The 23,245-nt window shown below is 59.6% G+C and carries 14 protein-coding genes, 2 pseudogenes and 1 other annotated feature; of the genes and pseudogenes, 10 read left to right on the top strand and 6 right to left on the bottom strand.

Going from position 1 to position 23,245, the window contains the following annotated elements:
- Positions 1-5: 5 nt before the first annotated feature.
- Positions 6-1,292, bottom strand: a complete 1,287-nt coding sequence (locus tag ABC729_RS17695; RefSeq protein WP_495608926.1) for a hypothetical protein — start codon at positions 1,290-1,292, stop codon at positions 6-8.
- Between the two features lie 91 nt (positions 1,293-1,383).
- Here ABC729_RS17695 and ABC729_RS17690 point away from each other — a divergent pair, with 91 nt between their 5' ends.
- Together ABC729_RS17690 and ABC729_RS17685 are read left to right on the top strand one after the other, a co-directional pair.
- Complete coding sequence (locus ABC729_RS17690) at positions 1,384-1,758, top strand: cupredoxin domain-containing protein (RefSeq protein ID WP_495608925.1); 375 nt, start codon at positions 1,384-1,386, stop codon at positions 1,756-1,758.
- 101 nt (positions 1,759-1,859) lie between these two features.
- Complete coding sequence (locus ABC729_RS17685; protein ID WP_495608924.1) at positions 1,860-2,645, top strand: calcium-binding protein; 786 nt, start codon at positions 1,860-1,862, stop codon at positions 2,643-2,645.
- Between the two features lie 459 nt (positions 2,646-3,104).
- On the opposite strand, the gene ABC729_RS17680 is transcribed toward ABC729_RS17685, so the two are convergent.
- From ABC729_RS17680 to ABC729_RS17670, 3 genes are all read right to left on the bottom strand, one after another.
- On the bottom strand, positions 3,105-7,787 hold the full coding sequence (locus ABC729_RS17680; RefSeq protein ID WP_495608923.1) for a beta strand repeat-containing protein: 4,683 nt from the start codon (positions 7,785-7,787) through the stop codon (positions 3,105-3,107).
- A gap of 6 nt (positions 7,788-7,793) precedes the next feature.
- Entirely contained in the window at positions 7,794-13,223 is a 5,430-nt protein-coding gene (locus ABC729_RS17675; RefSeq protein WP_495608922.1) for a beta strand repeat-containing protein, read from the bottom strand.
- A 387-nt stretch (positions 13,224-13,610) separates the two neighbouring features.
- Positions 13,611-14,354: a hypothetical protein gene (locus ABC729_RS17670; protein ID WP_495608921.1), complete on the bottom strand. Its 744-nt coding sequence runs from the start codon at positions 14,352-14,354 to the stop codon at positions 13,611-13,613.
- A 492-nt stretch (positions 14,355-14,846) separates the two neighbouring features.
- Here ABC729_RS17670 and ABC729_RS17665 point away from each other — a divergent pair, with 492 nt between their 5' ends.
- From ABC729_RS17665 to ABC729_RS17630, 8 genes and pseudogenes are all read left to right on the top strand, one after another.
- Entirely contained in the window at positions 14,847-16,037 is a 1,191-nt protein-coding gene (locus ABC729_RS17665; RefSeq protein ID WP_495608920.1) for a Rossmann-fold NAD(P)-binding domain-containing protein, read from the top strand.
- Entirely contained in the window at positions 16,034-16,567 is a 534-nt protein-coding gene (locus ABC729_RS17660) for an adenylyl-sulfate kinase (protein WP_495608919.1), read from the top strand. The genes ABC729_RS17665 and ABC729_RS17660 overlap by 4 nt, the downstream gene beginning before the upstream one ends.
- A complete protein-coding gene (locus tag ABC729_RS17655) occupies positions 16,568-17,317 on the top strand; it encodes a class I SAM-dependent methyltransferase (RefSeq protein ID WP_495608918.1) in 750 nt (249 codons plus the stop codon). It begins immediately after the preceding gene.
- 16 nt (positions 17,318-17,333) lie between these two features.
- Positions 17,334-19,652 (top strand): PEP-utilizing enzyme, encoded by a 2,319-nt coding sequence (locus ABC729_RS17650; RefSeq protein ID WP_495608917.1) that lies wholly within the window; start codon positions 17,334-17,336, stop codon positions 19,650-19,652.
- Positions 19,649-20,242, top strand: coding sequence for a gamma-glutamyl-gamma-aminobutyrate hydrolase family protein (locus tag ABC729_RS17645; protein WP_495608916.1), 594 nt, complete (start codon positions 19,649-19,651; stop codon positions 20,240-20,242). Before ABC729_RS17650 ends, ABC729_RS17645 begins: the two co-directional genes overlap by 4 nt.
- A 45-nt stretch (positions 20,243-20,287) precedes the next feature.
- Positions 20,288-21,052 carry a phosphocholine cytidylyltransferase family protein gene (locus tag ABC729_RS17640; RefSeq protein ID WP_495608915.1) on the top strand — a complete coding sequence of 255 codons (765 nt, stop codon included), beginning with the start codon at positions 20,288-20,290 and terminating at the stop codon, positions 21,050-21,052.
- Between the two features lie 98 nt (positions 21,053-21,150).
- Positions 21,151-22,379, top strand: a protein-coding gene (locus ABC729_RS17635; protein ID WP_495606774.1) for an IS3 family transposase whose coding sequence is annotated in 2 segments (ribosomal slippage) — positions 21,151-21,439 and positions 21,439-22,379 — 1,230 coding nt in all. Because the reading frame shifts where the segments join, the coding sequence is not laid out codon by codon here.
- Positions 21,432-21,548 (top strand) — a sequence feature (AL1L pseudoknot). Its footprint overlaps the gene before it by 117 nt.
- Before the next feature lie 38 nt (positions 22,380-22,417).
- A pseudogene (locus tag ABC729_RS17630) lies at positions 22,418-22,493 on the top strand (transposase); the annotation flags it as partial.
- Here the strand turns inward: ABC729_RS17630 and ABC729_RS17625 are convergent.
- Together ABC729_RS17625 and ABC729_RS17620 are read right to left on the bottom strand one after the other, a co-directional pair.
- Positions 22,489-23,001, bottom strand: coding sequence for an IS5 family transposase (locus ABC729_RS17625; RefSeq protein WP_495609520.1), 513 nt, complete (start codon positions 22,999-23,001; stop codon positions 22,489-22,491). The pseudogene ABC729_RS17630 and the gene ABC729_RS17625 sit on opposite strands and share 5 nt — an antisense overlap.
- A gap of 41 nt (positions 23,002-23,042) precedes the next feature.
- Positions 23,043-23,225: pseudogene (locus ABC729_RS17620) on the bottom strand (transposase); the annotation flags it as partial.
- Positions 23,226-23,245 lie beyond the last annotated feature (20 nt).

The following is a 23,245-nucleotide window of genomic DNA, read 5'->3' as shown; positions in this document are numbered from 1 at the left end:
TAAGATCAATAACTCACGCGCAACATCAACTGCGCCCTGGTATCGGCATGGTCAGGGCTATCACCAAACAGGCGGCGATGCGCGCGGTAGCTGTCGGTATGCAGCACTTCACCGGCGATGTTGAGATGATCGCCAAGCCGTCGGCTCGCGGATGCCGTAAACGCTTTACCATGCTCGCCGAACCGCACTGCCCGCGCCGCTCGCGTATTCTCGTCACTGCCGAACAGATCGATGCGACCACCATAGGTCCAATCGCCATCGGTGTAGCCCAGCAGCAGATAGGAGGCGTAGAAGTCCGTATCACGGCGGTTGACGGCATTCGGCGTCACAATTGTGCGCCCCACCATGGTCTGCGTCAGCAACTGCATATTTGCGGTCAACCGCATATCCAGACCAATATTCCAGAAGCGGGTGTCCCAGGCGCGGGTAACCCGCAACGCCGTTGAATCAGCATTGTTATCGTACCAGACCACCGAGAGGCGTGGCCAACCACGGTGGCGCAGCGTGACCCCGGCATAGTAGCCGGGCCTGTCATCAATTTCCCTGAACAGCTTCAGCCGCGCCGGCCCCCTCCCACCCGGCCCGAAATTGTCAGGCAGACGGGTACTCTCAATCAAACCAGCCCAGCGGTCATGCAGGGCCCAACCCCGATCCGCTAACAAAGTCCCGGCCGGGTCATTCCAGCCGAAAATGGCACCAGTCACATCAACACGGAACCGCCCAGGCTGCCAGACATACGTCGCTTCCGCACCAATGGTCCGCAACTCCTCGCCGACCCAGCTGTTGATCGCCGATGGGGAAATCGTATAGAGCGCGCTCCACGCGACACCGTCATTTTCCAGGCTGATCGGAGGAAAGAACGCGCCCAGTTTCACGGTCAGCGGTCGGGACCGTCCCTCAAAAGAAGGCTGCCAGCGGACATAGGCCTCGATCACGTCGGCGACCGTTTTCTGTTCAATCTCCGCCCGGACATGACCACGCAGCAAAAGCCCATCCAGCAGCGAGATGTCGCCCAGCAGGTGCGCCTCGCCCACGCGAAAAGCCGCATCGCCCTCGCCATACCGGCCCTTCCCTAACCCGCCATCAAGCCACCCCCTCTCACTACCTCCGCTGACCAGGCGGGCATCAATCAATGCCTGCCCATTGATCTTCAGTGCCTGCACGGGGGCTACAAATAAGCCCAACCCGATGAAAGCCAGTGTCAGACTGCGTGCCAGAAGGGCAATGACGCGGCTCGCCATGTTGATGTCCCATACATTGTTTCCACCATGAAGACGGAAACGGAGATGCATTTACTCCCGCGGCGTCGAGAAATTTTCCAAATTGTCGCCCCAGCGGAATAAGGGCGCGCCCGATCCGTCTTGGGATGAGGCCTCCAGACTGATGGAGCCGATGATCCCACGGGAGTGCAAACCTGTGACACGCTGCCATATTCATCGCTTGCGGATGCTCATACCTCTGATGGGACTGCTCAGCATGCCCAGCGCCAGCAGTGCCGACGGACTGACCGTCATTCTGCAGCAGGACATTGCCTTTGCACCCAGAACCGTCACCATCAAGGTCGGGCAACAGATCCTGTTCCGTAACGAGGATCCGTTCGGACACAATGTCTTTTCGCCCAGCATGGGCGGTGTTTTTGACATTGGCCTGCAGGAGCCGGGAACCGAGACGCCCGTTGCCTTTTCGACACCGGGCGAATTCATCGTGCAGTGCCGCATTCATCCGAAAATGCGGGCCAAAGTAACGGTCGCCCCCTGAAATCACCGTGGTGACGGAATAATCCTCCCAACGTCTTCGTCTCCATGACGAGCCGCTCCGCCAATCGGCAGAGATGCAGGCCATAATACAAGGAGAGAAACGTGGCAATTTTTGAAGGCACCACCGCCAGCGATACCATCAGCGGCGGCACGACGGCAGATCAGATCATGGGCGATACCGGGGACGACTTTATCTCCAGCGGAGCCGGCGACGACGTGCTGTTTGGTGGCGATGGCATCGACATCATGCTGGCCGATCTTGGAAATGACGTTCTTGTCGGTGGTAATGGAGTGGATTACCTAGTGGGCGCCCCCGGTGCCGACACGATGTCCGGGGGGGCGGGTGACGATTTCCTTCAAGGTGGTGCCAATGCGGGCCCAAGCCTGGGTGACAGCATGACCGGCGGGGCCGGCAAGGATGTTTTCGCCTTCTTCGGCGACAGTCTTACCGACACGTCCGTGACTGTTGGCGCCATTGGTACTTCCGGCATCCGCGGACGCAATCTGGCTGACGCCGTCACCGATTTCACTTTCGGGGACGACAAGGTGATGCTGCATCTGTCAGGATTTGGCGTTAATGCGCCCATCACCATGGTGTCCGGGTCCGCCGCGGATCTCACCACCAACGGCAACTTCATCGTTGCGACCTCGCCCTTCGCCAATGCTGGCGCGGCGGCGGCGGCGATCGCGGCGAATGCCAATATCACCAGCGGTGCCGGCTTCTTTATCTATTTCAACAGCACCCTGGGGTTCAATCGCCTGGTGCATTCCGCCGATCTGGCAAATGGCGGCGAGATCACAATCCTGGCCAACTTCACCAGTCTGTCCGGCGATGCGGGGTTGACCGCAATGGCAAACTGGGGGACCGACGACTTCCTGTTTCTGTGATCAATGGCGCATGGCCGGACAATCGGCAAGGCAAGTTCGCCCTTGCATCGCCCGTTGGGCAGCATCGTGAATCGATCGAGGTTTAGCGATGGCTCAAGGCCGTGACGACAGTGCTTCAGTAGGTTGGATGCGGGTTTATGCACCCTCGATTTGACCCTGCGTAGCTAAGTTGTTGATTTTGATAAATATCTGGCGATAGCCAGGAGCCGGGTCCAAAAACAAAAGCCCCATAACCTATTGAGGTTACGGGGCTTTTGCTTTGTCATGTTGGATGCGGGGGCGCGCCTCAACCGATGGCATGACAATTTATCCGTGTTAATTTGATGTCAATGTTCGTGAAAACTGTACAAAACTTCACGTTCCGACGTGTTCTTTGTGCTGCTGTGCGGTTCTGGTGTAGTGGACGCGATATGTGGATTTGTGAGGGTGGGCATGGTGTCCCACCCTCGCGGTTGGCGGTCAGAGCACCAGTTCGGCGTTTGAGATGCTGGTGATGCCGGCCAGGGTGATTTCCAGATCGGCATTACCGTCACCATCGCGATCCGCCAGCAACTTCACGGTTGACCCCGTCACTTCCCACCGCAGTTCGCCGGCCAGGTTGGTGAAGGCACCATTGTCGATCCAGGTGAAGGCCTGGCTGCCGGCAGTGCCGCTGTCTGCATCCAGACCCGAGAGATCAAGCTTGTCGCCATCACCGGCCAGGAAGTCGGTGATGGTGTCACCATCATCGACAACGAAGCGGTCAACTCCCGCCCCACCGGTCAGGGTATCGGCCCCCGTGCCGCCGTCCAGCGTGTCATTGCCGGCACCGCCAGTGATGCTGTTGGCGTCGGTGTTGCCGGTACCGGTGAAATCACCGCTGCCCGTGTAGGTCAGGTTCTCCAGGCCGCTGGCCAGCGTGTAGCTGGACAGGCTCGTCTGGACATTGTCGGTGCCGCTGCTGTCGCTGATCACGTCACCGGCATTGTCGATGATGTAGGTGTCATTGCCAGCCCCGCCGACCAGGGTGTCGGCCCCGGCCCCACCGTTCAGCGTGTCATTGCCGGCGCCGCCGGTGATGGAGTTGGCGTCGGCATTGCCGGTGCCGGTAAAGTCACCGCCGCCCGTGTAGGTCAAGTTCTCGATATTGGCGGACAGGGTGTAGCTGGCGGCGGAGACCTGGGCGATTTCGGTGCCGTTGCCGGACCCTTCGGTGATGACATCGCCGCTATTGTCGATGATGTAGGTGTCATCACCAGCCCCACCGGTCAGAGTGTCGGCTCCCGTGCCGCCATCCAGCGTGTCATTGCCAGAACCGCCGGTGATGGCGTTGGCGTCGGCGTTGCCGGTGAAATCACCGCTTCCGGTGTAGGTCAGGTTTTCCAGGTTGGCCCCGAGGGCATAGGCGGCCAGGGCCGTCTCTACCCGGTCGGTACCCTGGCCCGCCGCCTCGGTGACAATGTCGCCGGCATCGTCCACGACATAGATGTCGTCGCCAGCCCCGCCGGCCATGGTGTCGGCCCCTGTCCCGCCATCCAGGCGGTTGGCACCGCTGTTGCCGGTCAGGCTGTTGGCAAGGTCATTGCCAGTGGCGTTGATGGCCCCACCACCCGTCAGGGTCAGGTTCTCCACATGGGCCGACAGGGTGTAAGTGACGGAGGATTGGACGCTGTCGGTGCCTTCGCCCGCCAGTTCGGTGATGATGTCGCCGGCATTGTCGATCATGTAGAGATCGTCACCGGCCCCACCCACCAGCGTATCGGCACCGCCGCCGCCATTCAGGCTGTCATTGCCAAGGCCACCCTCCAGACTGTTGGCGGCACCATTGCCGGTCAGCAGATTATCGCCATCATTGCCCACGCCGTTGATGGCGGCACCGCCCGTCAGGGTGAGGTTCTCTAGCACGCTGGCCAGGGTGAAGCTGATGGAGGATTGCACGCTGTCGGTGCCTTCGCCCGCCTGCTCGACCACGACATCGCCGATATTATCGACAATGTAGGTGTCGTTGCCGGCCCCGCCCACCATCGTGTCGGCACCCGCGCTGCCGTTCAGGCTGTCATTGCCGGTGCCGCCGGTCAGGCTGTCATTGCCGGTGCCGCCCGACAGCGTGTCGTCGCCGTCCAGACCGTCCAGCGTGTCATTGCCACTGCCACCCGTGATGGAGTTGTTGGCCCCGTTGCCGGTACCGCTGAAATCGCCGGTGCCGGTAAAGACCAGATGTTCGACATCAGCACCCAGCGTATAGGCGGCAAGGCTAGTGCGGACCGTATCGGTGCCGCCGCCCGCCGCCTCCACCACCACGTCGCCGGCATCATCGACGATGAAGGTATCATTGCCCAGGCCGCCCAGCATGCTGTCAGCCCCGATGCCGCCATCCAGCGTATCGTTGCCACCCTGACCGTCCAGCGTATCATTGCCGGTGCCACCGGCGATGCTGTTGGCAACACCATTGCCGGTGCCCGCGAAATCACCCGCGCCCGTATAGACAAGGTTCTCGATATTGGCGGCCAGGGCATGGCTGGCCAGCGCCGTGCGGACCGTATCGGTGCCGCCCGTATCCGTCACCACATCCCCGGCATCGTCGATGATGTAGGTGTCGTTACCGGCACCGCCCATCAGCGTGTCGGCCCCGGCACCGCCATCCAGCGTGTCATTACCCGCCCCGCCCGTGATGGAATTGCCGGCGGCATTGCCCGTGCCCGCGAAGGCGCCGGTGCCGATAAAGACCAGATGCTCCAGTCCCGCTGCCAATGTGTAGGCGGCAAGGCTGCTGCGGACCGTATCGGTGCCGGCGCTGTCGATGATGGTATCGCCCGCATCGTCAATGGCGTAGGTGTCATTGCCATCACCGCCATCCAGCGTGTCGGCCCCTGCGGCACCGTCCAGCGTATCGTCACCCGCTCCACCCTTGATGGAGTTCGCCGACGCATTACCGGTGCCGGTGAAGGTGCCGCTGCCGGTGAAGGTCAGGGTCTCGATCTCCGCCGACAGCGTGTAGACATTGGCGGTGGAGCGGACATGGTCATTGCCGCCACCCGCCAGTTCCACCACCTGATCGCCCGTCTCCTCCACGTCATAGAGATCATCGCCGCCGGCACCCACCAGCGTATCGACGCCACCCAGGCCCGTCAGCGTATCGCCCCAGTTACCGCCGGTGATGACGTTGGCCACGGCATTGCCGGTACCGACAAAGCTGCCACCACCGATAAAGGTCAGGTTTTCAAGATCGGACGTCAGCGTATAGGCAGCGAGACCGGTGCGGACCGTGTCGGTGCCGCCCGTATCGACCATCACATCAGACAGGCTGTCGATGACATAGGTGTCATCGCCCAGCCCCCCCTCCAGCGTGTCATTGCCGGTACCGCCATCCAGCGTATCGGCACCGTCGCCGCCCGTGATGGTGTTGTCCAGCGCGTTGCCAGTGCCCGCGAAGCCGCCGGTACCGATATAGACCAGCCGTTCGACATGGGCCGACAGCGTATAGGCATCGGCACTGGACCTTACGGTGTCGGTACCGCTGCCCGCAGCCTCGATAACCACGTCATTGCTGTTATCGACGATATAGGTATCGTCGCTCCAGCCGCCCTCCAGCGTATCGACGCCGGCCCCGCCATCCAGCGTGTCATAACCGTCGCGACCCTTGATGTAATTGGCAAGGGCGTTGCCGGTGCCGGCAAAGTTTCCATTGCCGAGATAGACGACATTCTCGATCTCGCCCGTGATCGTGTAGATGTCGGCATAGGACTGGACCATGTCATTGCCGCCGCCGGCCTGTTCGATCACGACATCACCGGTATTGTCGACCACATAGATGTCGTTGCCGCCGCCGCCGATCAGCGTGTCGGCACCCATATTGCCGTCAAGCGTGTCATTGCCGATGCCGCCGGTGATGATGTTGTCGCCGGCGTGGCCCGTGCCCTTGAAATTGCCGGTGCCGGCATAGGTCAGGTTCTCCAGGGAACCCGCGAGGCTGTAGGTGGACAGGGTGGTGCGGACCGTATCCGTGCCCTGGCCATCCGCCTCCCCGATGGTGTCGGCGGCATTGTCGATGACATAGGTGTCATCGCCCAGACCGCCATACAGCACATCATTGCCCGTCCCGCCATCCAGCGTATCGTTGCCGATGCCGCCGATCAGCGTGTCGGCCCCGCCGGCACCCGACAGGCTGTCATCGCCGTCGCCGCCGGTGATGACGTTTGCCAGGCCGTTGCCGGTGCCGACAAAGCCGCCGGTGCCGATGAAAACCATATCCTCGATATTGGCGGACAGGGTGTAGCTGGCCGCCGTCGTGCGGACCCGGTCATTGCCAGCATTGGCCGCCTCCACCACCACATCATCGCTGCGGTCGGTGAAATAGGTGTCGTCGCCGGCACCACCGGTCAGCGTATCCCGCCCGGCACCGCCATCCAGCGTATCGCTGCCGGCACCGCCCGTGATGGAATTGTCCAGCGCGTTGCCCGTGGCCGTTATCCAGCCCGTGCTCGTATAGACGAGATTATCCACCCCGGCGGTCAGTGTGTAGGCGTCGAGGCTTGTCCGAACCGTGTCGATGCCTTCATTGCTGGCAGCCTCGAACACGATATCGCCGGCATCGTCGACGATATAGGTGTCGTCACCGGCACCACCGGCCATGCTGTCGGCCCCGGCACCGCCATCCAGCGTGTCGGAACCGTCATTACCGATCAGTGTGTCGGACCCGGTGCCGCCCGTAATGGCGTTATTGGCCCCGTCGCCGATACCGGTGAAATCACCGGTGCCGATGAAGACCAGATTCTCGGCCCCCGTGCCATAGAGATTGAAGCTGTTCAGCGTGGTGCGGATCGTGTCGGTGCCGCTGCTGTCCTGAATGGTATCGCCGGCATCGTCGACCACATAAGTATCGTTGCCGGCACCGCCATTCAGGAGATCGGCCCCGTCGCCGCCATCCAGCGTGTCATTGCCGTCACCGCCTTCTAGAAGGTCGTTGCCCAATCCGCCCGACAGGCTGTCATTGCCTGCCTCACCCGACATACGGTCACGGAAGTCCGTGCCGACCAGCGTGTCATTGCCGTCTGTGCCGAGCTTCAGCACATAGCCATCGGGCAGAGTATTGGGCGTCCCGAACACATTCCCGACAATGGCCGTGCCACTGCCATCCATATTGGTGGAGATCCATACTGCCACGAAACCTCAATCTGGCCGCTCGGCCAGATGGATATTGTTCTGGTGACCTGTCGTGTGGGTGTTCAGGCGGAATTCCGTGCCCACCTTGGTCCCGGTGGCGGTATAGCGCTGCGCATAAATCCCATCGCCGTCGCCATCCTGACTCTGTGACGTCCAGGCCACCAGATAGCCACCATCGGAAAGGGCAACGACCTCCGGCTTGGATTGAGTGTTGGTCAGGGTGCTGTTGACCCGCGTTTCCCCTCCGATCTTGCCGCCGGAGGCATTGAAGCGCTGCATGTAAATATTGTAGCCTGCCGTATGCGCGCTACTCCAAGCGATGACAAAGTCGCCGTTCGAAAGACCGGCGACGGAACTTTCCGATTGAGTGCTAAAACGGTTGGTTTGTACTTCAATGATCCCACCGACCTTCTGACCAGACGCATTTAACACCTGCGCCCGGACGTCCGGTCCCACCGCCCCGGCCTGGATCTCCTGGTTGGTCCAACTGACGACAAAGCCACCGTTGCTGAGACTGGCAATCGCTGGTTCCACCACTCGGTCGCGCGGCTTCAATAGGGGCTGGCCGACATTGACGGGGCCCCCGAAGAAAGTCCCATCGACGGCCACACGCTGTACAAAGACCGAGGTAATGTCGAATCCGTAGTAGTTACCAGCAGATTGAACCCAGGCCACCGCCATGGTGCCATCCGTCAGCACCGTTGCCTGGGGTTGCTGGCCTCCAGCGCGGTTGACCATGAACTGCTGACCAATCTGCACACCGCTGGCATCAAAACGCTGACCCTGGAGGCCCGGGCCCGCTGACCAGAAGATGGCATACCCACCATCGTTCAATGCCACCGTGTCGGTATAAACCTGATCGTCATTGACCAACGTCGGCACCAGGAATTCACTACCCACCTTGTTGCCGAGCATATCAAAGCGTTGTGCCACGACGCCTGTGCCGCTGCCATCCACATTGCCGGATATCCAGGTGACAACATGACCACCATCTTTCAGTGTCGCAACAGACTGGTAACGCTGGTCACCTCCCGTCGTCGTGTTCAGGACAGTATCAAGCCCTCCCGCAACCAGCAGGGCTGATCGTTCCAACGTCGTCACGTTAGATGTCACCCAGTCGCCCCAAACCACCCCATCGGACGCACGTACCTGAACAGTATCCACGCCTGCCTGTCCGCCGCCGATGAAGCGCAGCTTATTCAAATGGGCGGCCGTAACTGTGACCACTTCGCCAGCGGGTAGCGCGACGCCGTTCAGTTCGAAATGGCCGCTGGAGGGATCGGCGCTGGTGTCGATGAACTGATACTGTTTGATGACCTGCAGATTACCGCCGATATAGGCGTCACCCTGCACATGGACAGCACGAACCAGGGAGGAGGCGGGTATGAACCGGTCAGCCCCCGCCACTTCATCCACCCCCTCGATAACCGGTCCGTTATTGGTGGCGTAAAAGGTGCGGGTGACGATGCCGGAGCCGCTTCCATCAGCGTTATTGGACACCCAGGTGGCGACGAAACCGCCGTCAGGCCGGGCGGCCAGATCGACATTCGACAGAATACTGGCACCCCCGGTATCCAGGTGGAATTCTGTGCCCACCCTGGCACCGCTGGCCGTGAAGCGCTGTGCAACGATACCGTTGGCTGTGTTCTCCTTGTACGTTGATTCCCAAGCAATCAAGAAGCCGCCATCAGCAAGCAGAACCGCCTTGGGCTGTCCTTGGTAACCGGTTGTCAGGCTGTTGGCCTTTGTCTCACCGCCAATGCGTGCGCCATTGTGCGCATAGCGCTGGAAATAAATGTCGGTACTGTCGCTGCCGCTTTGCTGGGCATCCCAAGCCAACAGGAAGCCTCCGTCATCCATGGCCATGACGGAAGGTTGCCCCTGATCGCCATAGCGAGTCGTGTTCGCAAGGAAGATACCGCCGGATTTTGCCCCGCTGGCAGTGAACACCTGGCCGCGGACCTCCCAGGCCATCTGGAAGCCCTCCATCAATTCCCGCCAAGTGACAACGAAACCACCTCCCACCAGTTCAGTGATTGCAACCTGCGTATGCTCGCCCCCGTTGCCAAGCACAGGATACCCGACCGAGACCGTACCGCCGACGCGCCCGCCATTGACATTCAGGCGCTGCACATAAACATCGGTGTCGCCATTATAGGCGTGCGGTCCCCTCCACGCGACGGCGATCTGGCCATTGTCCAGCAGGGTCGCCACCGGATCGCGTCCGCCCGTGGCGCTGACCGCAAACTGACCGCCGACCTTCTCGTCAAGTCCGTTATAGCGCTGGCCCTTGATGCCCTTGTCGGCCCAGTAAATGACATATCCGCCATCCGGCAGAGCCACGACCGAAGCACCGGTCTGGCTTCCCTTTGTCGTGGTCGGAACCAGGAACTCTGATCCATAGTGGACGCCGTTCATAAAAAAGCGCTGGGCATAGACGCCGGTATCGCTGCCATCCTGACCGGCCGAGGTCCAGGCAACCACGTGCGAGCTGTCATTCAGGACCGCGACGGAGGGTGCCGTCTGATTACCTTTCGTGTAGGTATTGACCACGGCCACGTCGCCAGCGGCCAGATTGGCGCTCTGCCCCGGCAATGGCGGCAGACCATCATGGGCCACCGTGATGGAGAAGTTCTGCTCGGGACTGTTATCCAGCCCATCGTTGGCCACAACCTTGATGGTAAAGACGCCGGTTCCACCGGCCTCAAGGATGGTGGCGTTACCGATCATCACCTCGCCGGTCACCGGGTCGATCTCGAACCGGCCCCCGGCATCATCGGTCAACAGATAGGTAACAGGGTTGCCACTGGTATCACTGCTGGCTGCGATCACACCTGTCCGCGTGCCCTCCGGCCAATAGTCGGCCACGATGTTGGGAGCAATGCTGGCATCGAAGGGCGCGGTGGGCGGGCTGTTGGCGACAGCGATCTCAAAGTCCTGATAGGCCACATGCCCGGTATTGTCTTTGGCCGCCACTGTAATCTGGTGGGTCGGACTAATGATCGGGTTGAAGCGCGCGCCATCCGCCACACTGACAACGCCTGTGACCGGATCTATGGTGAAACGTCCACCGGCATTGGACAGCAACAGATAGGTGACGGGCAGTCCGTTGCCCGGCGTCGCCGTTGCGGTGATGCCGACCGGGCTGCCGCTTGCGGCCCCCTCTGTCACACTGTCTGCGGCACTATTGCTGTCGATTGGCAAGAGGTTGGGATCAATCGGGGCCGTCGTGACGGTAACGGTAGCCGTTGCCGTGCCGCCGCGACCATCATCGATGACATAGTCGAACGCGCCGGTGCCTGTGAAGCCATCGTCGGGAGTGAAGGTTACAAACCCGCCAGAAAGGCTGACCGTGCCATTGACGGCGTTCTGGACGGTGGTGATGGTGACCTCGTCGCCGTCCAGATCGAAGTCATTGGCCAGCAGACTGGCGATCTCGATGAGGGTGGGCGTGCCCGCGATGCTGAGGGCTGTGTCAGCGCGGGCAACAGGGGCGACATTGGTAGCCCCCAAAATGATGTCCTGATCCGCGAAGCGCAGGACCTCAACATCTGCCAGCAGATCAATGCCGTCATTGATGACGCCGACCGGATTGCTGTGGCTGACGCGGTAACTGCCTGTACCGATACGCTCGATCATATATTCGGAGAAGTTGCCACGGAAGATGACCAAATCATCGCCACTGCCACCCTCCAGCGTATCGGCCCCGTCGCCGCCGCGCAGGCTGTCATCGCCATCGCCGCCAGACAGCTGGTTATTGTTGGCGTCGCCATATAGCGTGTCGGCCTCATCCGACCCGTCGATATTCTCCACGCCGCTCAGTGCATCACCCTGGGCGTCGCCGCCGCTGGCCGCACCGATCGCCAAATCAATCGTCACGCCGGCGGTGGATCCCGAATAATCCGCAGTATCGCTGCCGGCACCGCCGATCAGACTGTCGGCCCCGGCTCCACCCGTCAGATAATCGGTGCCATCGCCACCGGACAGCGTGTCGTTGCCGGCTCCGCCAGTCAGACTGTTTGCCAAGGCATTACCGGTACCCGCGAAATTGCCGGTGCCGGTATATTCCAGGATCTCGACCTCGGCCGCCAGCACCAAGCTGGACAGGTTGGTGCGGACGGCGTCGAGCCCGCCATCCGCCGCCTCGGTGATGGTCATGCCGGCATGATCTATCAGATACAGATCATCGCCCAGGCCACCGACCAGCGTATCGGCCCCGGCACTGCCGCCCGACAAGGTGTCATTGCCGGCCCCGCCCGTGATGGAATTGGCCACGTTGCTGCCCGTACCCGCGAAGTCACCGGTTCCGGTATAGGTCAGGTGCTCCACCTCCGCCGACAGGGTATAGGCGGCCAGGGTGGTCTCCACCCGGTCGGTCCCCTCGCCCGCCACCTCGATGGTGATATCGCCCGCGTCATCAATACGGTAAAGGTCGTTGCCGCCACCGCCGGAAAGGCTGTCGGCACCCGCCCCGCCCTCCAGCGTGTCGTTGCCGGCGGCACCGGACAGCGTATCGTTGCCGGCACCGCCCGTGATGGAATTGTCGCTGCTGCTGCCCGTACCCGTAAAGTCACCGGTGCCGGTATAGGTCAAGTTCTCGACATTGGCGGTCAGCGTATAGGCTGACAGTGCCGCCTCCACCCGGTCAGTGCCCTCGCCTGCCGCCTCCACCACCACATCACCGGCATCGGTGACAAGGTAGAGATCGTCGCCAAGGCCGCCCGACAGGCTGTCATTGCCGGCCCCACCCGTCAGCGTGTCATTGCCGGCGCCGCCGGACAGCGTGTCATTGCCGATCCCGCCCGTCAGCAGATTATCGCCGCTATTGCCCGTACCCGCGAAAGCACCGGTGCCCGTATAGGTCAGGTTCTCGACATTGGCCACCAGGGTCAGGCTGGCCAGCGCCGTTCGCACCGTGTCGGTGCCGCCGCCCGCCGCCTCCGTCACCACATCGCCCGCATCGTCGACGATGTAGGTGTCGTCGCCGGCCAGACCCACCAGCGTATCGCTGCCAGCCCCGCCCGTCAGCGTGTCATTGCCAGAACCACCCGTGATGGAATTGGCCAGCGCATTGCCCGTACCCGTGAAGGCTCCGGTGCCGGTGAAGCTCAGTTCCTCCACATTGGCAGCGGTCAGTGTGTAGCTGTTGAGGCTGGTCTCGATCCGGTCCGTGCCCTCGCCGGCCGCCTCAGCCACCACATCGCCGACATCATCGACCCGGAAGACATCGTTCCCCGTACCGCCGACCAGACTATCGATCGCACCCAGCCCGTCCAGCGTGTCATTGCCAGACCCCCCGATCAGCGTATCGCTGTACGCCGTCCCGACAATGCTGTCATTCCCTCCAAGGCCCTGGACTTTGGCCGGACCAATCCCCGCATTGATCGTATCCGAACCCTCCGTCCCCAGAATGTCGTTGACGGCACCCGGCAGCATGTTGGGTGTGTAGACCCGGCTGTAAACACCCGTGCCGCTGCCATCCTGGCCGTCGCTGTCCCAGGCCACCACAAAGCCGCCATCAGTGCGGTCGGCGACCACTGAACGGCCCTGGTTAAGGGCCGCCGTTTCCGCAACCCGGAACTCGGTCCCGACCTTGACGCCAGCCGCCGTGAACCGCTGACCATACACACCATCGCCATTGCCATCCTGACCATTGGAGGTCCAGGTCACAATGTAGCCGCCGTCGGCAAGGGCGCTGATGGCGGGGTCAAACTGGTTGCCCGCCGTATAGGTGTTGACAGCAATCTCAGCCGTCAGCGCCGTGCCGGTCGCACTGAAATGGCGGACAATCACGCCCTGGCTCTGATAAATGTCAGTCCCATACTAGGCAACCACAAAGCTGCCATCCGCCAGGGTCGTCACCGACGGCACATATCGGTGGGGCGTAGAAACAGCGACCCCAATATCCCCGGTCACCGCCGCGCCATTGGCATCAAATATGCGCGCGACAATATTCGCAGGGCTGAACCAGACCACGACATAGCCGCCGCCCGGCAGCGCAGATACCTGCGGTATCGATTGCGCACCCGCCGTATCGACATTCACCCAATTGTAATCACCACCGCGCGGCACACCATCCGCCCCAAACAGGCGCAGGGAGATTTCGCCAGCCGTATAATTCTCGAACACAACGACATAGCCGCCATTGCTCAGGCCCGTGACCGCCGCGTTCCACTGTTCACCACTGGCCACCTGATTAACCAGCGTCTCCGCCCCAACCTTGACGCCGGCCGCATCATAACGCTGCAAGACGATACCATGTCCTGGTGACCCGTCCTTGACATTGTCCTGCCAGGCAACAACGAAACCGCCATCAACCATCGCCGTGATCGACGGCTCATACTGATAACCACTGGTCAGGGTGTTGATCAGGAACTCTCCCCCGACCTTGACGCCCGCTGCATCATAACGTTGCCCGTAAACACCAAGGGCAGACCCGTCCTGTCCGTCGGATTGCCAAACAACCACATGCCCGCCATCGGCCAGAACCGCGATCGACGGCTTGGCTTGATTGCCCGTCGTAAAGCTGTTGACCCGAACCTCGGGCGTCACAAGCAGGCTCAACATACTTCTCCCAGATAGAGCAAAAGTCAGAACACATATACATTACATTTATTATTAGGTGTATATAAATTGATGCATATTATTTTATTCGCAACTATTTCCCGAATCTTCTTCGACTAGAGACACCACGCAAAACTGATTCCCACCTGAGCGCCAACACTGATACAAATCACCGATGATAACGGAGTATGGGATGTCGCCGTTTTTGCTCGCGCTTCCGATACGGCATCGTTAAACTTGTGAGGAAGAAAGTGTCCGCAGCGCGTGGATATCGGAGAGGGGGCTTCCGCTGTCGTGCAGTCATCCAAAGGAATAAAAGCCTTGATGGTTCCGTATCGTAGCCCTCATAGGCGCAGGGCCACTCGAATCTCCATTCGATGGATGACACCCGCCTACATCAGCACATTGATATATGATTGACGCAATTTCCCATTTGCTATCAATTAAGTTTTGCATACAAAATCTGTTCACTTTCTCTAACAATATTGGTGAACTATGATCAGTCAGAAGATTTTACTCCTGAATGGAGTTTTTAATGGCGGAGATACTTATGCAGAATATTTGAAGCAGGCTTTAATTTCCTTGCCACCTACGGCTCATATAACTGTCTACAATATCCGCGAACGAACTATGATGGAGGCAGAAGCGGTTGCCAAATTATTAAATATCAATGTGACCAACATAAATATAGGTGATATCCCGCATCTTAAAAAAAATGACTTCGATATTATAATATCAAACGAATCTTCAGTCGGACAATATATCGATTCTTCTATCATCTCCACTTTCATAAGCCATGGATCTGCCGCTATGCCTGCCGCGGGCAGATTCATGTATGGGGATATCTTGTCCTATTTCGATATAGTCACCGCTGCCTCTCGCGCCACAATGCAGATGTTAGCCAGCGGCACATCGTCTTACCGCGCATGCCGTCGTCGGGGCGAAATCGCAGTAAATGGCCCGGCCATCCGCTCCGACCTTCGGCGCACCAGTTTCATGCCTATACGACCTATCAAACAAGAAAACCGGCATAAGACGCCGCAATCTGCCGTACCGTCGACCAATTTCACAATCGGCCTACTGCCCACCCAAGCCGCAGCAATTCAAAGCGGAGTTTCAATGTACAATAATATATCAGATATTATTGTAATGTTGGCGCAAAAATTCACACAAAGCCAAATTGTATTTAGGCCTTACCCTTTAGATCTCCTCTCACTTCCTATCCGCCAATATTGTGAATCATTGCTCAATACCGGTCGAATTCAAGTTGACATGTCAAACGGATCTTCTGCCGACTTTTACCGAAAATGCGATCTGATTATTACCGACGGTTCTACAGGCGGTATATCGTTCATGCTACGCAAGACTGTACCGCCGATTTATTTTGTCCCGAATGCCGCATTGGAGAATGACGTCACCCGTTGGTTTGTGCAGAACATGTGCGAGCGGGCCCCCGTCACACATGACTTGGCTAGCCTTGAGGAAGCCATTCGTCGCATCACGAACTCCTCTCCGGATGATCTTTTTAGTTATTATTCAAATTATTGTGACTTTGAGTTGTTTCTTGAGAAGGATCAAAGCAGATATTTCACTGATATTGTAAATGGCGACACGAATGTAAAGAATGCTGTTCACGTCGACCCGTTTGGTGCCATGGACAGCACGCTAATGGAGGCCATGACGTGAGCTTTGGTCGGACCATCTGGATCACCGGCCTTTCAGGTGCCGGCAAATCGACTCTTGCCCATACGCTGGTACAGCAGCTGCGGAAGGTTGAGCCGCGCACGATTCTTCTGGATGGCGACGAACTCCGTGAGGTTTTGGCGGCATCATCGCATAATGGCAGTGACCACAGCAGAAGCCAGCGGGTCGAACTCGCTATGCGATATTCGCGCCTGTGCCGATTATTGACCTCACAACAATTCACCGTGGTAATCGCCACGATATCACTGTTCCAGGAAGTACAGGGATGGAACAGAGAGAATCTGCCGGGTTACGTCGAGATATATTTGAAAGTTCCAATGGAGGAGCTACGCCGGCGGGACCCGAAGGGCATCTATCGACGCCATGCTGCTGGCGAGGTCCATAACGTGGCAGGGCTGGATTTTGCCATTGACGAACCGCAAAAGCCCGACATCCTCATTGAGTTCGTTCAAGGCCGTGCCCCTGAGGACGTGGCTGAGCATGTTTTCAAGCACTTGATGCAAGAGATCTGAATGAAGACGGAATGGGATTACACCACGCTTGCCGACGCTTATCTGCAGCGCCCCGACTACGCGGACGCCGCGATTGATTCGATGCTGAAGATCGCCGGCATGCGAGGGGACGAAGCGGTGTGCGACGTCGGCGCAGGTGTTGCACATCTGACCTTGATGCTGGCTGCCCGCAACTTTAGCGTCACCGCCGTTGAGCCCAACGATGCGATGCGTGCAAATGGTATCAAGCGCACGGCCTCGTTTGGGAATGTGCGCTGGCATGAAGGAACCGGCGAAGCCACCGGTCAGGCCAATCAGGCCTTCGCGATGGTCACGTTCGGCAGTTCCTTCAATGTTTGTGATCGCCCCGCCGCTCTGAAGGAAACGGCCAGGATCCTGAAGCCCGGGGGATGGTTCGCCTGTATGTGGAACCATCGATACCTGAACGATCCGGTTCAATCACGCATTGAGGGCATCATCAAGACCCACGTTGACGGCTACAATTACGGCACCCGCCGCGAGGATCAGACGTCCGTCATTGATGCCAGCGGTCTGTTCGGCCCCGTCACGCAATTGAGCTCCCGAGTCATCCATATGCAGTCGGTCGCTGATTGCGCGGAGGCTTGGCGCTCACACGCGACGCTGCAACGACAGGCTGGCAGCGCCTTCGGGGCGGTGATCGATGCTATTGAAAGCTATCTGGGAGGGCTGAACACAGCGACGATCCGGATTCCCTACACCACGAATATCTGGATGGCCCAGCTTCTCTAGAATAGCCAAAACCACCATGCCCATCGAGTTCTCAACCAAGGCCCGTACATTGGCCACCCTGCGCGGAGCCCTGGAAAGCGCGCAGGTATTACCGCTGTTTCACTTCACGGTCCGTGAATGGCGGGAGGACCGGGATGCCTGTCTGCGTGGCGCAGACGATATTCTGGCGTCACGGTCTGGCATTGTCCGATCCAGCTGCGGCAGGGAGGATGGGAAGAAGGCGTCTAACGCCGGTGCCTTCCTGACCTTGCTGGATGTTACATCCCCCGGGCTCGGCGATGCGATCGAGAGGGTCATCGCCTCCTATGGCGTAGCACAGGACGATGATGAGGTCCTGATCCAACCCATGCTGGATTCCGTGCTGCGCTCCGGTGTGGCATTCACGCATGATCCGAATACCGCCGCCCCCTACCGCGTCATCAACTGGACCGAGGGCGGCGATACGGCGGCCGTTACAGGCGGGACCGGTGGGCGTGTTTATCAGCGGGCAGCCCTGGCACCAACGGCACCGCCATACTCTATGGCACCGATCCTGTCCTTGCTTGAGGAGCTTCTACACCAGTTTGGCGGACAGCCCATTGATTGCGAATTCGCCGTGACGGGTACCGGGCCGGATGATGAAACACTCTGGCTTCTCCAGGCCCGGCCACTGATTCTCCATCAGGCACCGCAATCCGCCCAAGCGCAGGCGTTACGGTTACAGCAGATCGAAGCGAAGATTGAGCGCGGTACACAACCACACCCATTTTTGATGGGACGCCGCACGGTCTATGGCGTCATGCCGGATTGGAATCCGGCGGAGATCATCGGCGTAAGGCCAAAGCCGCTGGCATTGTCTCTTTACCGTGAACTGGTAACGGATTCGATCTGGGCATATCAGCGGCATAATTACGGGTACCGAAATCTGCGCAGCTTCCCGCTGATGCCTCATTTCTTCGGGTTGCCCTATATTGATGTCAGGCTGTCCTTCAATTCCTTTATTCCGGCCGACCTGGACGAGGGAATTGCGGGTCGTCTGGTGGATCATTATATTGATCGGCTGCTGGCGGAACCGACACTCCACGACAAGGTGGAGTTTGAGATCGTGTTTTCCTGCTACACGCTCGACCTGCCCAAGCGTCTTAACAAGCTGACAGAGGTCGGGTTCAGCAGAGCCGAACAGCAGCAGATCGCGAACAGCCTGCGCACCCTGACCAATCGCATCATCAACAACCGGAACGGCTTGTGGCGCACAGACGCCGCCAAGCTGGACACCCTTCTGGAACGCCGCGAATCTCTACTGGCCGCTGCCGGAGATCCACTGGAGCGGATTTACTGGCTGCTGGAGGATGGAAAACGGTATGGCACCCTGCCCTTTGCGGGACTGGCCCGCGCGGGCTTCATCGCCGTGCAGATGTTGAGGTCGCTGGTGGCCGTAGGGGTCTTCAGCGAAGCTGACTATGACGCCTTTATCGCATCGGTTTCCACGGTCAGCGGCCAATTGGCCCGCGACAGGGCACTATTGGACAAGACGACTTTTCTTTCCCGGTACGGTCATCTCCGGCCTGGTACCTATGATCTCTTGTCCCCCCGGTATGATGAGACACCCGACCTCTATTTCGACTGGCAGCAAAGGCCGTCGGCTTCCCACGCCACGAAGCCCTTCTCACTGACATTGCCGCAGATGCGCGAGATGGCAAGTTTGCTGGCCTCGCATGGGCTGGAGCCCGATGCCGTGGGGCTGATGGATTTCATGCAGGCCGGCATTGAACTGCGCGAACTGGCCAAGTTCCACTTCACCCGCAACCTGTCGGACGCGCTGGCCCTGATGACGGAGGTCGGGGGACGCTACGGTTTCACGCCGGATGACCTTGCCTACAGTGATGTCTCAGTCTTCCGGGAGATGCATGTCGCAGCGGTCGATGCCGGCGAGATACTGGCGGCCAGCATTGAGCAGGGCAAGAAACGCCATCGGGACACCGAACTTCTTTCGATGCCGCCCTTGATTGCGACAGCTGACAATGTTTGGGGATTTGAGTGGCCGGCAACGATCCCCAACTATATCACGCAGAAGCAGGTGACGGCACGAGTCGTCATGTGCGAAGATAAAGACGCGCTGGCGGGTGCCATCGTCTGTATTCCGAACGCCGACCCCGGGTTTGATTGGCTGTTCTCTCACTCGATCGCCGGGCTTGTCACGGCCTGGGGTGGTGCCAACTCCCACATGGCGATCCGCGCCGGGGAACTGGGGCTGCCCGCCGTCATTGGCGCGGGCGAGATACTCTTTCGACGGTGGTCGGGGGCACAGCGCCTGCATCTTGATTGCTCGGGCCGCCGCGTGGAAATTGTGGGATGAAGCGCATCGCCATCAGTCAGCGGGTGGATATTCATGCCGACCGCGATGAGCGGCGCGACGCCCTGGACCAACGTCTGTCCGCCTTTGTAACCGCGATTGGCGCATTAGCCTTTCCCGTACCCAACGGTTTGCATGAACAGGGGTGGCTTCGGGAATGGCTGGACGTTCTCTCCCCCGATGGCATTCTTCTCTCCGGCGGTAATGATGTCGGTGCTCAACCGGACCGGGACAGCGTCGAGCGCATGTTACTGAACTGGTCTGCGGAACGGCGGCTGCCGGTGCTGGGTATCTGTCGTGGGATGCAGATGATGGCCACCGTGGCTGGCGGGCGGCTGAAGCGTGTCACCGGCCACGTGCGGACCCGGCATGTCCTCGATGGCAGACTAGTCGGGACGGTAAACAGCTTTCATGATCATGCACTGGATGGTTGCCCCGCATCATATAGGGTATTGGCCGTCAGCGAGGATGGGTCGATTGAGGCGATACGCCATGAAGACCTGCCGTTCGAAGGATGGATGTGGCATCCGGAGCGCGAGACCCCGTTCGCCGACACGGATTTGGAGCGGGCGAGAAAGTTGTTCAGCGCCTGAGCCCTGTACCGGGGATTCATTTTTGGGGATTGGACGGAGGACTTGGTGAAAGCGCTTATTCTGGCAGCCGGTCGCGGCAGCCGCATGCGAGGCATGACGGACGAAAAACCCAAATGTCTGGTGCCTCTTCAGGGCCGTCCGCTGCTGGAATGGCAGCTCTCAGCCCTGCGTGCCGCCGGCGTGGAAGAGATCGGGATCGTCACGGGATACCGCCGCGAACTTCTCGCCGGATATGGCTTGCAAGAGTTCCATAATCCCCGCTGGGCGGAGACGAACATGGTCTCCTCTCTTGAGTATGCGGACGAATGGCTCAAGGCAGCCGACTGTATCGTCAGCTATTCCGACATTTTCTATGATCCATCCGCAGTGAGATTGCTGATGGAGAGCCAAGCCGGGATGGCGATCACCTACGACCCCAACTGGCTGACATTGTGGCAAAGCCGCTTTGGCGACCCTCTGTTGGACGCCGAAACATTCCGGATGAATACGGGCGGAACTCTATTGGAAATCGGCGGCAAACCGCAATCGGTTAAGGAAATCGAGGGCCAATATATGGGACTGCTGAAATTCACGCCTAAGGCTTGGCAGGAGATATACGACCTTCGGGAAACCTTAACCCCAGTACAACGTGATCGTATGCACTGCACAGGCACCTTGCAGGCGATGATCACCAGAGGCCGAATTCCCATTACCGCTCTTAAATACTCTGGGATATGGGGTGAGGTCGATACAAACGACGACCTCGCTGCCTGCGAGAAGATTTTAAGGTCAAAACTGTTACCAGCTCTGATGACGTGCTGGCCTACATGACCTTTCCCCGCGAACACAGGGCCAATATCCACAGCACAAACCCCTGAACCGCTCCGGGTTTGCCGGAGGCTCCAACTCTTGAGTAGGATGGAGCCATCATGAGCAAGACGACGAACAAGTTTTCCCCTGAGGTGCGCGAACGCGCGGTGCGGCTGGTTCTGGACAATGAGGGCCAGCATGGCTCACGTTGGCAGGCCATCCTGTCGATTGCGGCCAAGATCGGCTGTTCAGCCCCCACCCTGAACGATTGGGTCAAGAAGGCCGAGGTGGACAGCGGCCGGCGTGCCGGCATCCCGACGGAGATGGCCGAGCGGATGAAGGCGCTTGAGCGGGAGAACCGTGAGTTGCGCCAGGCGAACGAAATCCTGCGCAAGGCGTCGGCGTATTTTGCGATGGCGGAGCTCGACCGCCGGTCGAAATGATGGTGTCGTTCATCGATGCGCATCGCGATGCGCACGGGGTCGAGCCGATCTGCAGGGTTCTGCCGATCGCCCCATCTACATACTACAATCATCTGGCCGGGCGGTCCGATCCGGAACGGCTGTCGGACCGGGCGCGCCGGGATGCGGCGTTGCGACCGGAGATCCGCCGCGTGTTCGAGGAGAACTGGCGGGTCTATGGCGTGCGGAAGATCTGGCGGCAACTGGGGCGCGAGGGGTTCGATGTGGCCCGCTGCACGGTCGCCCGGCTGATGAAGGGCATGGGTATCCAGGGCATCATCCGTGGCAAGCCGCACAGGACGACGATACCCGACAAGAAAGCACCGTGCCCGCTGGACAAGGTGAACCGGCAGTTCCGGGCACCTGCGCCGAACAGGCTGTGGGTGTCGGATTTCACTTATGTCGCCACTTGGAAAGGGTTCGTCTATGTGGCTTTCGTCATCGACGCCTATGCCCGCAAGATCGTGGGCTGGCGCGTCAGCACCTCTGCGCAGGCAGGGTTCGTGCTCGACGCTTTGGAACAGGCCGTCCATGACCGCCGCCCCGCCAAGGCCATGGGCCTGGTTCACCATAGCGACCGCGGGTCTCAATATCTGTCCATCCGCTACACCGAGCGGCTGGCGGAAGCCGGTATCGAGCCTTCGGTCGGCAGCGTCGGAGACAGTTACGACAATGCACTGGCGGAGACGATCAACGGGCTGTTCAAGGCAGAGGTCATCCACCGTCGCGGTCCCTGGCGTGGCGTCGAGGCCGTGGAATATGCCACCCTGGAATGGGTCGACTGGTTCAACAACCGACGCCTGCTCGAGCCAATCGGAAACATCCCGCCTGCGGAAGCCGAAGCCAACTTCTACGCAGCGCTGGAAACTAAAGCCATGGCCGCATAACTATTAAATTCAAGCCTCCGGCAAACTCGGAGCGGTTCAAACGACTCAACGGCGAGATCAAACGTCGCACCGAAGTCGTCGGCATCTTTCCAAAATGAGGCGGCCATCATTAGGTCCTGTTGACAAAGGTTGGTAACCAAAGTTTAGCGGCGGCAATGTTGAGGAAAGCGATAAAGGACATCGCGGTCTTGTCGTACCTTGTGGCGATGCGTCGGAACTGCTTCAGGCGATTAAACATGCGCTCGACAAGATTTCGGTCTTTGTAGCTTTCTGCGTCATGGGGGATCGGCTCGCGCCGGTTTGCCCTGGATGGGATGACGGGCAGGATGCCGTGGATCAATAGGTTCTGCCTGACCTCGTCACCGTCATATCCTTTGTCCGCCAGCATCAGTCTGGGCCTGGGAACATCCAGGTCGAACAGGTCCGGGACAGCCTCATAGTCAGACACCTGACCCCCGGTCAGGACAAAGCCGAGAGGGCGTCCCTGACCGTCTGCACGGGCGTGGATTTTGCTCGTAAAGCCGCCGCGGCTTCGACCAAAGCCTTCATTATGAGTCCCCCTTTTGCGCCGGCGGCCTGACTGTGGCCCCGGATGGCGGTGCTGTCGATCATATGCTGCCAGTCATCGGTCAGACCCAGATCAACCAGCGTCAACCGCACATAGACCGAGTTCCATTTGCCGTATCGCTCGTGCATGTCGCGCCACGGGCAACCAACCCGTAAAACGTAAAGCATCCCGTTCAGGAAACGACGATTGTCATGGGCGGGACGGCAGCCCCGACCGCGCTCCGACGGCAACAACCCACCGATGACCTTCCACTCCGCGTCCGTTACTTCACCACGCATTAACCGACCTCCGTAAAGGT

The organism is Niveispirillum sp. CC-CTL257 (assembly GCF_059489915.1).
The sequence above is the reverse complement of the archived record's forward strand: the minus strand, read 5'-3'. Positions and strand labels throughout refer to the sequence as shown.